9 protein-coding genes are annotated in these 14579 nt (G+C 63.7%); 1 reads left to right on the forward strand and 8 read right to left on the reverse strand.

Annotated elements, in window-relative coordinates; genetic code table 11:
- Window positions 1-17: 17 nt before the first annotated feature.
- The 7 genes from selB to ACWHRL_RS02215 all read right to left on the reverse strand — a co-directional run bounded on the left by selB (window position 18) and on the right by ACWHRL_RS02215 (window position 10308).
- Window positions 18-1934: a selenocysteine-specific translation elongation factor gene (gene selB, locus ACWHRL_RS02185; RefSeq protein ID WP_447895048.1), complete on the reverse strand. Its 1917-nt coding sequence runs from the start codon at window positions 1932-1934 to the stop codon at window positions 18-20.
- On the reverse strand, window positions 1931-3367 hold the full coding sequence (gene selA / locus ACWHRL_RS02190; RefSeq protein ID WP_447895049.1) for an L-seryl-tRNA(Sec) selenium transferase: 1437 nt from the start codon (window positions 3365-3367) through the stop codon (window positions 1931-1933). Before selA ends, selB begins: the two co-directional genes overlap by 4 nt.
- A 54-nt stretch (window positions 3368-3421) precedes the next feature.
- Window positions 3422-4384 (reverse strand): formate dehydrogenase accessory protein FdhE, encoded by a 963-nt coding sequence (gene fdhE / locus ACWHRL_RS02195; RefSeq protein ID WP_447895050.1) that lies wholly within the window; start codon window positions 4382-4384, stop codon window positions 3422-3424.
- Window positions 4385-4423: 39 nt separating this feature from the next.
- On the reverse strand, window positions 4424-5143 hold the full coding sequence (locus ACWHRL_RS02200) for a formate dehydrogenase subunit gamma (RefSeq protein WP_447895051.1): 720 nt from the start codon (window positions 5141-5143) through the stop codon (window positions 4424-4426).
- 2 nt (window positions 5144-5145) lie between these two features.
- Entirely contained in the window at window positions 5146-6099 is a 954-nt protein-coding gene (gene fdxH, locus ACWHRL_RS02205; RefSeq protein WP_447895052.1) for a formate dehydrogenase subunit beta, read from the reverse strand.
- On the reverse strand, window positions 6096-9182 hold the full coding sequence (gene fdnG, locus ACWHRL_RS02210) for a formate dehydrogenase-N subunit alpha (protein ID WP_447896142.1): 3087 nt from the start codon (window positions 9180-9182) through the stop codon (window positions 6096-6098). Before fdnG ends, fdxH begins: the two co-directional genes overlap by 4 nt.
- A gap of 211 nt (window positions 9183-9393) precedes the next feature.
- Complete coding sequence (locus ACWHRL_RS02215; RefSeq protein WP_447895053.1) at window positions 9394-10308, reverse strand: LysR family transcriptional regulator; 915 nt, start codon at window positions 10306-10308, stop codon at window positions 9394-9396.
- Window positions 10309-10490: 182 nt separating this feature from the next.
- On the opposite strand from ACWHRL_RS02215, the gene ACWHRL_RS02220 reads away from it, so the two are divergent.
- The gene (locus ACWHRL_RS02220) at window positions 10491-13577 is read left to right on the forward strand and encodes a bifunctional diguanylate cyclase/phosphodiesterase (protein ID WP_447895054.1); all 3087 of its coding nucleotides are present in this window, start codon (window positions 10491-10493) and stop codon (window positions 13575-13577) included.
- Here ACWHRL_RS02220 and ACWHRL_RS02225 read toward each other — a convergent pair.
- Entirely contained in the window at window positions 13543-14577 is a 1035-nt protein-coding gene (locus ACWHRL_RS02225) for a CobW family GTP-binding protein (protein ID WP_447895055.1), read from the reverse strand. The two genes, ACWHRL_RS02220 and ACWHRL_RS02225, sit on opposite strands and share 35 nt — an antisense overlap.
- Window positions 14578-14579 lie beyond the last annotated feature (2 nt).

Raw genomic sequence — 14579 nt, forward strand, 5'->3', positions numbered from 1 at the left:
GGAAAGCCTAACGGTTTTTAACGCCACATGCCAGGCTGGCGCAGCTTACGCTCGTCGCGCACGCGCCGGGTATAACCGACGCGGTCGAAGAATTCGAGCTGGGCGATGGCGAGCTTGCGACCGACGCCGGTACGGTCGCGGTAGCCGGCGGCGGTGATGGCGCCATGGTCGGCCTCGAGGGTCTCCACCTGTTCGGCCAGACGTTGCAATGTGGCCAGCGGGTAGAAATGATCCTTGCGGACCTCGAACAGCCGCCCTAAACGCGCATTGGCGCGCAGCACCTCGCGTACCCGGGGCTCATCGAGCTGCTGGGCATGGGCGATATCGCGCACGCGAGGGGGATCGAAGGTCGCTTCCAACAGGGGCAATAATGTCTGGGACTGTGCTTCGTCGGCCTCATCGAGGCGGGCGCGGTGCTCGGGTAGCGCGATGAAGGGGCCCTGGGCGCGAACCTGGTTTGCCTGAATCAGCGTGTCCAGCCAGCGGCGAAAGATGCCGTCCGGCCATTTGGAGGCGACCCAACGGCGCAGACGGTCACGCTCCACACCGACTTCGGAGGGGGCATTCTCGTGGTATGCCTCCAGCGCCTGGCAAAGCGTCTGGCCGAGTGCTGCGAGGTTCGCCGGGTCGAACGCGCGGTGCTCTTCGCCGGCGCTGAGCAGCGTCAAACCCTGCTCGCTCGCTTGGCTTTCCAGCGCCTCGAGTGGGCGGTTGAAGGTGGCGGCCAGCGCGACAAGCGATACGCCGTTGGCTTGCTGCTGCGCCAGGGTTTTCAGCGTGTCGGCGTAGCCTTCGAGGCGCTCCGGCGCGCCGCTTTCAATCGCCTGCTCCAGGGTTTTGAGTGTGCGCAGCCGTTCGGGGCGCCGCGCGCCGCGTCGGGGTGGCTGCGGGTCGAGCACGCGCCCGCCGCCCAGGGTGTGGTCGGCGCTTTGGGTGCGGATGACGAAGCGGTCGCCGCAGCAGGCGTGTTGCGGGGTGTCGAGGGTCAGCTGGCCCAGCGCCCGGCCGCCGGGGGCAAGGCTTTGGCCCTCCAGCAACCCCAAACGCCCGGTCAGGTGGGCCGCCCCAATATGCACGTGAACCGGCGTCCAGTGAGGCGTGTCGCGCTCCAGCGAGTCGAGCAGGTTGACCGTGACATCGAGGCGCTGGCTGCCGGGAAGCGGCGCCGGTGCGTCCAGCAGCCAATCGCCCCGGGCGACGTCTTCGCGCTCGATGCCGGCCAGGTTGAGGGCGCAGCGGTCGCCGCGCTGGGCGCTTTGGGAGGGCTGGTTCTGGCGGCGCAGTCCGCGCACCCGCACACGCTCGCCCTGGGGCAGCAGCCAGAGGTGACGGCCTTCTTCGATGGTGCCGTCCACCACCGTGCCGGTCACTACGAGCCCCGCCCCTTTTTTACTGAACACGCGGTCGATGGCGTGGCGAAAGCGCCCCGGTGCCGGGCGCGCTTGCCAGCGTTCGGCCCGTTCGCTCAGCCACTGGGATAGCGCCGCCACGCCTTCGCCGGTGCGCCCGGAGACACAAAAGACCGGTACGTCGCCGACGAGGGCCTGGGCTTGCTGGCGGCGAAGCGTGTGGGTCTCGGCGCTTGTCAGGTCGCTTTTGGTCAGTACTACGGCGGTAATCGAAATCGAGAGCAGCTGAAGAATGGCCAAATGTTCGCGGGTTTGCGGCATGACGCCATCATCGCAGGCGATGATCAACAGCGCGCCGTCCACACCGGCCACGCCGGAAAGCATATTGTGTATAAAGCGTTCGTGGCCGGGCACATCGATGAAGCCAAGCTCCGCCTTGCCGTCGGTCTCTGGGTAGACGAAGCCGGGCTCGATGGTCAGCCCGCGGCTTTTCTCTTCCTTGAGCGTGTCGGTGTCGACGCCGGTCAGCTGCTGGATCAGCGTGGTCTTGCCGTGGTCGACGTGGCCGGCGGTTGCCAGAATCATGAAGCCGTCCCTTGGGTCAGCGCGGTGCGTAGCTGCTCGGCGAGCAGCGCCTCGTCGTCAGGGAAAAGGCAGCGTAAATCGAGCCATAGCGCGCCTTCCTTGATGCGCCCGATGATCGGCCGGGGCAGGCCGCGAAGCGCGCTTTCCAGCCGGCGCAGATCGCGCTCGCGGGTCTCGCGCCGCTTTGCGGTCGAGGCGATGACCAGCGCTTTGCTGGGTAGCCGATCCACCGGGAGCGAGCCGCTGCCCAGCTGGCTCATGCAGGACACCAGGGCGAGTTCGTATCCCCCCGGCGGCGTTGCGAGCGCCGCCATCAAGCGCTCGCCCGCCGCGTGAATATCCGATTCGAGGCGGGTGAGCATTCTGAGCGTGGGCAGCGTTTGATTCGGGTGTTCGTCGTCGCGGTAGTGTCTGAGCGTGGCCTCTAAAGCGGCCAGCACGAGTTTGTCCAGGCGCAGCGCGCGCTTGAGGGGATGGCGCTTGATGCGCTCGATACAGGCGCGGCTGCCCGCGATGATACCCGCCTGAGGGCCGCCCAAAAGCTTGTCGCCGCTGAAGGTGACGACATCGGCGCCGGCGGTGATGGCATCCAGGGGCTGGGTCTCGTAGGGCAGGCCAAACCGGGAAAGGTCGGTCAACGCGCCGCTGCCCAGGTCCACCACCAGCGGTAGCCCGGCTTCGTGGGCGATCTCGGCCATGCCGGCTTCGTCGACTGACTGGGTAAAACCTTCGATGGCGTAGTTGGAGGCGTGCACCTTGACCAAAAGCCCGGTGTTTTCGTTGATGGCCTCGCGGTAATCGCGCGGATGCGTGCGGTTGGTGGTGCCGACTTCGCGAAGCTGGCAACCGGCGGCGGCCATGATATCCGGCATGCGAAAGGAGCCGCCGATCTCGATCAGCTCGCCGCGGGAGACGATTCCTTCTCGCCCTGCGCCCAGAGCACCCAGGGTGAGCACCACCGCGGCGGCGTTGTTGTTGACTACCGTGGCGGCCTCGGCGCCGGTCAGCTCGCAGATCAGCGCCTCGATGAGATCATCCCGGTCGCCGCGCCCGCCGGTGGCCAGGTCGTACTCCAGCGCCACCGGCGAGCGGGCAACGCTTGCCATGGCGTCGATGGCAGGCTCCGAGAGCAGCGCACGGCCCAGGTTGGTGTGGATCACGGTACCGGTCAGGTTGAACACGGCGCGGGCGTTGGGGCGGATAGCCTCCAGAAGCCTTGCCTGCACCTGGCGGGTAATCGCCTCGTCATCCAGCGGCGCGTGAAGCGGGGCCTGGCGCAGCGCGCTTAACGTGTCGCGGGTCATGCGCTTGCAAAGCGGCTTGCCGTGCTGGGCCGCAAGCGTCAAAAGGTGCGGGTGGTTGAGCAGCCGGTCGACAGAGGGCAGCGTGCGGCGCCAGTCTTCGGTTGTTTTAGAGGGAGCGATATCCGTCATCAGGCTTGCATCCGTGTCGAGCGGTGTCCGGGAGTGATATCGCAGGCGCGGGGGCTAGCCGTCCTCGCCGCCAAAGGCGAGCAGCGGGTTGAAACCGGCGCGGGCGTAGCCCTGCTCTTCCAGTAGCACGTCCAGGCCAAGCGTTGCGATATCGTCGGCAAAGGGGTCGGTGTCGGCTTCCCATTCGCGGTCCATTAACTTAACGCTTGCCCGGCAGGCCCCGCAACTCTCGGCGCGAATGGGCAGGGCCCGCTTGCCGTCCGGCCCTTCAACACCAATATAGTCGAGCTTTTCGGTGTCGAAACAGTGGCTGCAGCGCGTCCGCTCCAGGTACCACTGGGTGGCGCAAAGCCCGCACACCAGATAGCGTACCCGCGAGCGGTGACGACCCAGTTGTACGGTAGAGGCCACCGGCGGCGTACCGCAGCAGGGGCAAAGCCCCTGGGCTGCGTCCTTGGGGCGGTGGGGAAGCCGCGCAAGCGACTGCGCCAGCCGCGTCCAGGCCACCTGGAGCGCCGCGCCGACCAGCGGCGCCAGGCCGCGAAGTTCGGCGTCGACGCCTTGCTGCTCGACAATCGCCCGGGCAAGCTCGGCCACCTTGCGCTCGCTGAGGCCCCCCAGCTTGGCGAGTAGCTCACGCTGGGCGGCGAACGTGGCGTTTTCGGCCTCGAGCGCCCGGTCGAGCTCTGCGAGCAGGGCGTTTAGATCCGCCTGCCAATCCAGGCTAGTGATCAGTGCCGAGGGCGCGAGCGGCGGAAACTCGTGGTCAAGCGCGACATCCCAGCTTTGTGACTCAAAGGGCTCGGCCTTGCGATCCTTCAATACACGGTGCTGAGCGCGGGCCAGGTGGGCGTTGAAGGCGAGAAACGGCGCCATCTCATCGAAGCGCGTTTCGAGTTCGCTAAAGCGAGTGGCCCGCGTAGCGAAAAGGCGCGATTCCGGCAGCACCACCAATGGCGGCTCGCCGTGGCGCGGCGGCTTGGGGTCGTGCAGCGTATCGGAAATCCATTCGCTCATGCCTGCTCCTGTCACACGGGGCGCCGTTGGCGCCCCGTGTTAGTCCTGAGTGTTGAGTTGGTGCGGGTCGTCGGCCGCCGGAGTGGGCTCCCGGGATTGGCGTTCGCGCTCGCCTTTAACGTGTTCATCGTACCAGAGCGGGTGGTGGTGTTTGGCCCAGGCGTGGGTCACCCAGCCGCGAATCATGGCGCCGAACGAGCCCTTGATCCAAATCGCCGCGTAGATGTGCACCACGATCGTGACGATCGCCCCGAAGGCGGCCACCGCGTGCAAAAGGCTTGCGATACGCACCACCGTGACCGGAAAGTAGCCGGCAAACCAGGGCCGCCACATCAGCACACCGGTGATCAGAAGTGTCGGCACGCAGAGCACCAGCAGCCAGAACACCAGTTTTTGGCCCGGGTTGTACTTGCCGATCGGCGGGACTTTCTCATCGCGGTTGCTCAGCACATCATCGAGCTGCTTCATCCAGCGCACGTCGTTTTTGATCGGCAGGTTGGAGCGAACGTGGCCCACGGCCATGAGAGCAAAGAGCAGAAAGAACACCACGCCGATGAACGGGTGCAGAATGCGCGCCCATACCGGTCCGCCCAGGGTGTGGGAGAGAAAGAAAAACGCCGGATGAAAGAACGCCAGCCCCGACAGCGCCAGCAAAATGAAGCTCAGCGCCATCGTCCAGTGGTTGACCCGGGTAGAGGGCGGGTAGCGCAGCATCATGCGCTGACCCAGCTGGTTACGCTTGTAAGAATCGCGTTTCATCGTCACTTCTCCTGCCGAGCATCGGCCTGCTCGGCGTCCGGCGCATCAGTGGGATGATCGCGCAGGTAGGCGTCTTCGCCTTCCGGGCCGAACACCTCTTCATCCAGCGGCTCGTCCTTCGGCCCCTTGGTGAGGTAGTGCATGAAGCCGGCAAACGCGGTGATGCCGATGATCGCGCTCATGATCGGCTTGGTCGGGCCTTTCCAGGCGCTGACGAAGGGCGAAATGCTCGGGTCATTAGGCAAGCCCGCGTAGATGTCCGGGGTGTCCGCGTGGTGCAGCACGTACATGACGTGGGTGCCGCCGACGCCGGCCGGGTCGTAAATGCCCGCCTCACTGAAGCCGCGCCCTTTCAGATCGTCCACGCGCTGGGCGGCGCGGGTCAGCATGTCCGCCTTGGAGCCGAACTCGATACAGCCGGTTGGGCAGGTTTTCACGCAGGCGGGCTCCAGGCCCACCGAGACCCGATCCGAGCAGAGCGTGCACTTGTAGGATTTGCTGTCACGCTCGGAGATCCGCGGAATGTCGAAGGGGCAGCCGGTCACGCAGTAGCCGCAGCCGATACACTTGTCCGAGTCGAAATCGACGATACCGTTGGCGTACTGAACGATGGCCCCCGGCGCCGGGCAAGCGGTCAAACAGCCCGGGTCGGCGCAGTGCATGCAGCCGTCCTTGCGGATCAGCCACTCGAGATCGCCTTGGGCGTTCTCGAACTCGGTGAAGCGCATCACCGTCCAGGAGTCTTCGGTCAGATCATTGGGATTGTTGTAGGTGCCGGTATTGATGCCGACCTCGTCGCGCACGTCGTTCCACTCCATGCAGGCGACCTGGCACGCCTTGCAGCCGATACAGCGGCTGACATCGATCAGCTTGGCCACGGGCTCGACCTCGTGACGCCCCTGGGGGGGCGTCGTGGTCGTGGCCGAGCGGCGCAGGATATTTTGCGGATTGCTCATGCCCTGCCTCCTGTGGTGTCTTTTTCAACGTTGACCAGAAAGGATTTGAACTCCGGGGTCTGGGTATTGGCATCGCCTACGAAGGGCGTCAGCGTATTCGCCAAAAAGCCCTTCTTGGCGAGCCCCAAAAAGCCCCAGTGGATCGGAATACCGACTTGGTGCACGATGCGGTCCCCCACGGTAATCGCCTTGATCCGCTTGGTAACCACCGCCACGGCGCGAATGTAGCCGCGTTTCGATGAAACCCGTACCCAATCGCCTTCTACGATGCCGAGTTCGTTCCCCAGCGCCTCGCCGATCTCTACGAACTGCTCCGGCTGCACGATCGCGTTCAAGTGCACGTGCTTGGTCCAGTAGTGAAAGTGCTCGGTCAGGCGGTACGTGGTCGCCGCGTAAGGGTAATCCTCCCAGGTGCCCATCATCGCCAGGTCCTCGTCGAAGACCCGGGCCGCCGGGTTGTAGCGCACCCGGTTGTTGCGCGGGAAGAGCAGGTTGCCCTCCGGCACCGGGCTCTCCAGCGGCTCGTAGTGGGTGGGGAAGGGGCCTTCCGCCATGCCCTGGCTTGCGAACAGCTTGCCCACGCCCTCCGGGTTCATGATGAAAGGCATCTGCCCGCGGGTGGGGGCGGAGTCGACCGGGAAGTCCGGCACGTCCGCACCGGTCCAGCGCCGCGTCACGCTATCCCACCACACCAGCGACTTACGCTCGGACCAGGGGCTGCCATCAAGCTTGGCCGAGGCGCGGTTGTAGAGAATGCGCCGGTTGGCAGGCCAGGACCAGGCCCAGCCCAGGGTCTGGCCGATGCCGTAGGGGTCGGCGTTGTCGCGGTTGGCCATCTGGTTTCCGGCCTCGGTCCAGGAGCCCGCGAAAATCCAGCAGCCGCAGGCCGTCGAGCCGTCGTCGCGCAGCTCGCCAAAGCCCGCCAGCTGCTCACCCATGGGACGCACCAGGCGCCCGTCGACGTACACATCGCTCAGCGCGCGGCCGTTGTATTCCCGCGCAAGCTCTTCCGGTGCGGGCTCCTCGGGCTTTTTGTAGTTCCAGGCAAGGCCCAGGATTGGGTCCGGGAAGGCGCCCCCGTCGCGCTCGTAAAGCTCGCGCACGCGGGTGAACAGGGCCCCCAGAATATGGGTGTCCGCGCGCGCCTCACCGGGGCCGTCCGCGGCGGGGTAGTGCCACTGCAGCCAGCGGGCGCTGTTGACCGTGGAACCCGCGTCCTCGGCGAATGACAGCGCCGGCAGGCGGAAGACCTCGGTCTGGATCTCGCTCGGGTCGACGTCGTTGTACTCGCCGGCATTGCGCCAGAATTCGGCGGTTTCCGTATTGAGCGGGTCGATCGAGACCAGATAGCGCAGTTTCGAAAGCGAGCGGGACACCTTCGCCTTGTTGGGAATCGCCGCCAGCGGGTTGAAGCCCTGACAGAAGTAGCCGTAGATCTCGCCTTTCGACATCCGGTTAAAGGTGTCGAGGATATCGTAGAGCGGCTTGTCGAGCTTGGGCAGCCAGTCGAAGCACCACTGGGTGTCCGCGCGGGCGTTGTCGCCGTACCAGGCCTTCATCAGGCTTACGAAGAACGCGTCGGCGTTTTGCCAGTAGGAGACCTGATTGGGCTGCAGCGGAGCCCGCCGCCGGGCCTCGAGGAAGGTGTCGAGGTCTTCCTCGTCGTCCGTCGGTGCGGCGATGTAGCCGGTCAGCTGGTTCGAGAGCAGGCCAAGGTCGGTCAGCCCCTGAATGTTGGAGTGACCGCGCAGCGCGTTCACGCCGCCGCCGAGCTGGCCTATGTTGCCCAGCAGCAGTTGCACCATGCCCGCGGTACGAATGATCTGCGAACCCAGCGAGTGCTGTGTCCAGCCAAGCGCGTACAAAAGCGTGGTGGTGCGATCTGGCGTGGCGGTGCTCGCAAGCGTCTCCCACACGCGCATTATCTTGTCCACGGGCGTACCGCAGATCGAGGAGACCATTTCCGGCGTGTAGGCGTCGAAGTGCTCGCGCAGCAGTCGGTAGACGCAGCGCGGGTGCGTCAGCGTATCGTCTCTAAGCGCGAAACCGTCTTCACCGGTTTGATAGACCCAGTTCTCCTTATCGTAGGAGCGGGTGGTTTCGTCGTAGCTGTCGAACAGCCCCTCTTCGAAGCCAAAACCTTCGTCCACCAACAGCGCCGCGTCGGTGTAGTTGAGCACGTAGTCGCGCTGAATCTGGTCGTTGTCGATCAGATAGCGAATCAAGCCCCCGAGAAAGGCGATATCCGTGCCGGTACGAATCGGCGCGTAGAAGTCCGCCACAGAAGCCGTACGCGTAAAGCGCGGGTCCACCACCATAAGCTGGGCGTTATTGTGCTCTTTCGCTTCGGTGACCCAGCGAAAACCGACCGGATGCGCCTCGGCGGCGTTGCCACCCATGACCAGAATGACGTCAGCATTGCGAATATCGACCCAGTGGTTCGTCATCGCACCGCGACCAAATGTTGGGGCAAGACCTGCCACCGTTGGTCCGTGTCAAACGCGCGCCTGGTTGTCGAAGGCCAGCATGCCAAGGCTGGTGACAAACTTGTGGGTGAGATAGCCCGATTCGTTGGAGGAGGCCGAGGCCGCCAAAAAGCCGGTGGTCGTCCAACGGTTGACCGTACGGCCTTCGTCGTCGGTGGCGACGAAGTTCTCGTCGCGATCGGCTTTTATGTGGCGAGCGATACGGTCGTTAGCTTCCTCCCAGGAGATGCGCTTCCACTCGTTGGTGCCAGGCTCGCGCACCTCGGGGAATTTCAGGCGCGAGGGGCTTTTCACGTAGTCGAGCAGGCCCGCGCCCTTGGGACAAAGCGCGCCGCGGCTCACCGGGTGGTCCGGGTCGCCCTCGATGTGGATGATCTGTTGTTGAACGTTTCTCGCTTCATCGCCGCGGCTGTAGATCAGCACACCGCAGCCTACCGAGCAGTAGGTGCAGATATTGCGCGTCTCTTTCGTGTGCGTCAGCTTGAAAGGGCGAATGGAGGAGGCGGCGGCTTCCGGGGAGAACCCCATCATCGCCATACTGGAGGTGGCAAGCCCTGCCGCCCCCAGTTTGAAAAACCCGCGTCGGGTTACTTGAATCGTCATGGTCTCACCTCGTGCATCGATCGACACGGATAGACGAGAAGCGCTTCATGAAAAGCGCTTCCCCTCACACACGAGTCGATCCGGTCGTGATGCTGATTTTTTATGCAAGTTTTAAAAACACTTTAGCAGCTAATCGAGGCCATTTGCGTCAATTTATATTCAACGATTGTAGTGAAATGTTCGCGCCTGGCCTTGCCAGCAGCGGCTAGGTATCGGCCGCCGCGGTGCTCACCAGACTCAAGAAGGCATCCACTACCCGGTTGGGGCGCCGGTCTCGGCGGGTAACCAGCACGAACGGAATACGGTAGCTGTACTGGTCGGTGCATAGCGGGCGCATTTTGTCGGCGGCGACCCATTGCGCGGCCACGTGTTCGGGTAAAAAGCCGATGTAGTGCCCGGTGAGAATGAGAAAGGCCGCGCCCTCGCGGTCCGAGGCCGAGGCACGTAGCGTCAAGGCGTCGTGGGCCTGGCGCGCTTTGGGGGGGAGCGGGTAGCGCGGCGCCACCCCCGACGCCCGGGTAATTTCGGCCGCATCCGGGGGCTGGCTTGTCGTCTCGAAAAGCGGGTGGCCGGCGCCGCAGTAAAGATAAGAAGGCTCGTCGTAAAGCCAGCGTGTCTCCAGGCTTGCCGGCAGGTTGACGCTGGGGACGACGCCCACGTGCAAGTGGCCGTCCATCACCTGGCGAATCACCGCGTCGGAGGGCTCCATATGGATGTTGACGCTTACCTCACTGCTTTGTCCGGTAAGCTCGGCGAGGGCATTGGTGACGTTCATGGCGGGCAGCGTGACCAGATTATCGGTAATGCCGATATTGAGCTCGCCCTTGATGGTATGATGCAGGGCGTTGACGTCGCTGCGAAAGGCTTCCAGTGCGGCGAGCAGCGTGAGCCCGGCCTGGTAGAGTTCCTTGCCCTCTTCGGTGAGGCTAAAGCCGCCGCGCCCGCGCTGACAAAGCGACAAGCCCACGCGTTTTTCCAGGTCACTCATGTGCTGGCTGATCGCCGAGCGGCTGATTCCCAGGGTCGTTTCCGCCGCGGTAAAGCCGCCGCACTCGACCACCGTATTGAACACGCGGACCAGGCGGATCTCGTAGTCACTCATTTGCCCAAGCGATACCATGGACACCTCCTTCCCGCTGTACGAAACGGCCTTTCTTGACAAATCATTTACAATAAAAACGGTTTGTATCGAAAGTAGCACGCTGCGATTAGACAGGACCACGTTTTTTAAAGGAAAATGGCGCCTCGGGTGGCTGTTATTACAGCGGTTTGCAGGGTTTATTAAGAAAAGGCATACGCGCAATGTCCGTTGTACCGGATACTCCCCCCCCGGCCGCTATTGGGCCCGATGTAACCGCTAGCGCCAGTCGGCGCGCCGTACTGCTCTACGTGCTGGCCCTGCTCTTCATGGCAAGCATGTTCGGCTGGCTGGTCTACGAGCAGTACCAGCGGGAGATAGAAGCGGCCACGGTACGCATGGAGGCCCGCGTCGGCGTCGTGGCCCAGTGGACCCAGGGCGTTTTGGGCCAGAGCGAGCAAGCGCTTTTTAGCCTCAACGAGTTGGTTAAGCTGTTCGAGGATTCCGACGAACAGAGCCGCCAGGCGCTCGAGCAGGCCATCGACGAGCTCACTCGGTATGTGTCGTCGGTGGACGCCATGGGTGTGCTCGATACCTCGGGGCGCGTCGTACTGAGTAGCGACGAGCACTACCTGGGGTTCTCCTACCGCAACACCGACTTTTTTCAGGCGTTCCGGGATAGCGAGCTCACGCGTGAGGTGACGACCCTACAGCGCTCCCCGGGAAGCGGCGAGGTGTTTCTGTACAACGCCAAGCGGTTGGAGAATGCGCTGGGCGAGTTTGCCGGTATCGCCGTGTCTCGCATCCAGCCGCAAATCTTTGCCGATGCGCTGCAGCAATTGAGCATGAATGAAGGCGAGAGCATCACGCTGGTCGATACCGATTTCCAGTTGATAGCCCGACATTCACAGCCGCCCCTGGACGTCACGGTAGGGCAAAGATTGGAACCGCCGACTCAGTGGCGCCGTGTGGGCGGCGGTGAGGCGGGCCAGGCCATTCGCATGCGCTCGCCGGTCGACCAGCGCGAGCGCCTGTTTCGTCTCGAGCGTATCGGCGACTATCCCGTGTACGCCGTGGTCGGCGTCGACCTGCAAAGCCTGCTCAGCGATTGGCGCGACCGCACGGCATTGCTGCTCGTCATCATGGTGGTCATCGCGCTGCTGGGGGGCTGGGGGCTTCGCCATTACCTCAATCGGATAACGCTTTCCCGCCTTTTGCAAAGGCGTATCGAGGAGCGCGAGGCAGCCCGCGCCCATGCCCTCGAGCGCGAGGTCCGCCTGGACGCGCTGGTCAATTCCCTGCAGGACCTGCTCTTCGTGTTCGATGAGCAGGGGCGGTTTCGCCATATTCACGCCATCGACCAGCGGCTTCTATTGCTCGACCCGGACGCGGCGTTGGGCCAGCATTTTTCGAACATCCTGCCCGCCGACATCGCTGAAACGTTCAGCGATGTCTTCGACCGGGTCAAGCGCTTTCATCAGGTCAAAACCTTCGAATACTCGCTGGTGATCAACGGTCAGCACCACTGTTTCCATTCTACGGTGAGCCCGCTGGTCGATGTCAGCAGAACCTTCAGCGGTGTGCTGTCCGTGGTACGCGATGTGACCGAGGACAAAAGGCTCCAGGCGGAGCTCAAGATCGCCGCCGCTGCCTTTCAAACCCACCTGGGTATTTTGATCACCGACCGAAAGGGCTACATCCTAAAGACCAACGACACGTTCAAGCGCATCACCGGCTACCAGGACGCCGATATGGTGGGCAAGACCCCGCGGATGTTCAGCTCGGGCCAGCACGGCGCGGCGTTCTACCGCGAGCTTTGGCAGCGCGTCAATCAAGTGGGCAACTGGGAAGGCGAGATCTGGAACAAGCGTAAAAACGGCGAGTTTTTCCCGCAGTGGATCACCATCAGCGCCATTTACGATGACGCCGGCGCGCTCAGCCACTACGTTGCGACCATCAGCGATATCAGCGAGCGCAAGGCGGCCGAGCAAGAGATACATCAACTGGCGTTTTACGACCCGCTCACCGGGCTGATCAACCGGCGCCTGTTCATGGACCGTTTGGAAACGGCGTTGAAAGAGCTCAACCGTCATCAGCGCTACGGTGCGCTCATGCTCTTCGATATCGATAATTTCAAGGAGGTCAACGACACCCAGGGGTATCACGCCGGCGACCAGCTATTGCAGGGCGTGGCGCAGCGGCTTTCGCGGATGCTGCGCGATACCGACACCCTGGCAAGGCTCGGGGGCGACGAATTTGCCGTGCTGATCGAAGGCGTCAACAGCAACCTGGCGCAGACGCACCAGCTTGCCCAGGGCATTGCCCACAAGCTGATGGAGTCGCTGAACGAGCCTATCAAGCTCAATAATAGCCTGGCAACGATCACCGTCAGCGCCGGGGTCACGATGATGTCAAGCGACCAGCACAACATGGACGACTATCTCCAGCAGGCGGATATGGCGCTCTCCCAGGCCAAAGGCAACGGGCGTCAAACGCTACGCTTTTTCAACCCGGGCATGCAGGCCGAGCTGCTGGCCCGGGTACGGCTGGAGTCCGATCTTCGCCAGGCGGTGATCTTCAAGCAGTGGCAGCTTTACTACCAGCCCCAGGTCGACCCGCGCGGCGTCATGAGTGGTATGGAAGTGCTGCTGCGCTGGCACCACGCGGAGCGGGGGATCATTTCGCCGGGCGAGTTCATACCGCTTTTGGAAACCACCGGCCTGATCAACGAAGTCGGCGAGTGGATACTCGAGCAGGCCTGCTGGCAGCTCAACGAGTGGGCCGGGCATCCGGTGTTAGGGCGGTTGACCATCTCGGTGAATATCAGCCCGGTACAGTTTCGCGAGTCAGGCTTTGCCGAGCGCATCGAAAGTGTGTTTGCCCGCACCTGCGCGCCGCTGGAGCAGTTGAAGCTCGAAGTGACCGAGTCGCTGTTTGTCGAAGCGCCGAGCGAGGTGCGCGAGACCATGCTGCGCCTGAAAGCCCGGGGTGTACGTTTCTCGCTGGACGATTTCGGCACCGGCTACTCGTCGCTCGCCTACCTGGCCCAGTTGCCGTTGGATCAGCTCAAGATCGACCAGTCTTTCGTGCAGCAGATACCGGGCAGCACGGCCAACGCCGCCATCGTGGAAAGTACCATCGCCCTGGCGAAAAGTTTGAACCTGGATGTGATCGCTGAAGGCGTAGAAACCCGCGAGCAGTACGCCTGGCTTCTTGCCCACGGCTGCCTCTCGTATCAGGGGTATCTCTTCGGCCGGCCCATGCCGGTGGCCGCGCTCACGCGCCAAGCGCTGGGTACGAGCGGGACGTAAGAGCGTGCAGGCGATCGAGCAACTGGCGCGGGTCCAGCGCCGGGCATTCCGTGGGAAGGATGATCTCGAGGCGCGAGTCCTGGCGCCAGGCGCTTGCCTCGATGCTCAAGGTGCCCAGGCCTCGGTTGAGCCGCTTCCAGCCATCGGCAGTGTTGAAGACGCCCTTGGCCCGCGCCTTTTTGGGGAGTGTCGAAAGCACCTGGGCGAGCTGGTCAAGATCGAAGCGCTCGCTTGGGTGCCAGCGAAGCCCGGTACTTGCGTAGCCCAAGGCGTTGGCGGTTTCGACGCGCGGGGCGCCGGGCTCGGGCGGCGCATCGAAAAAAACACCGTCGACAGAAGGAGGCGCCTCGAGGGCTCGATGCGCGGCGGGCCGGGCGCGCTCTTCGGCCGCGGTGGGCTCGCTTTGAAGAAGAAGCGAAAGCGGGAGCGTGCCGCCAGCGGCCCGGTGCACCCATTTGGGGGCGGGCCAAAGCGTTTCGATAAACGCATCGCCACGTTCGATCTGTAAAGCGCTTGCCTGCTCGGTCATGGTCAGCGCCAGCGCATCGGCCACGGCGAGCTGGTCGTTGAAGGTCTCGTGCTCGCGCACGCGGGCCTCGTCCAGCCGGCGCGGGTCGAGGGTGGCGATGATATCGCGCACCTCGAGGGTCGAGGCAAAAGCCTCGCCGCGCAGCAGGTCCAAAAGCCCCGCCGGGTGGCCAAGCCCCGAGGGTTCGATGATCAGCCGGTCGGGTTGGGTGCGGGTGACCAAGCTCACCAGCGCCGCCTGCAACACGAACGCGAGCTGGCAGCACAGACAGCCCCCGGGCAGGCCTTTCACCACCACATCGTCCCGGTCTTCGAACATCGCCTGGTCGATGCCGATCTGGCCGAACTCGTTGACCAGAATCGCCCATTTCTCGTCCACAGGCTTTTGCTCGATCAGGCTGTGGATAAGCGTGGTCTTGCCACTGCCCAAAAAGCCGGTCACCACGTGGGTGGGGATGCGCACCGTCGCCACCG

This window comes from Vreelandella sp. GE22 (genome assembly GCF_968212445.1).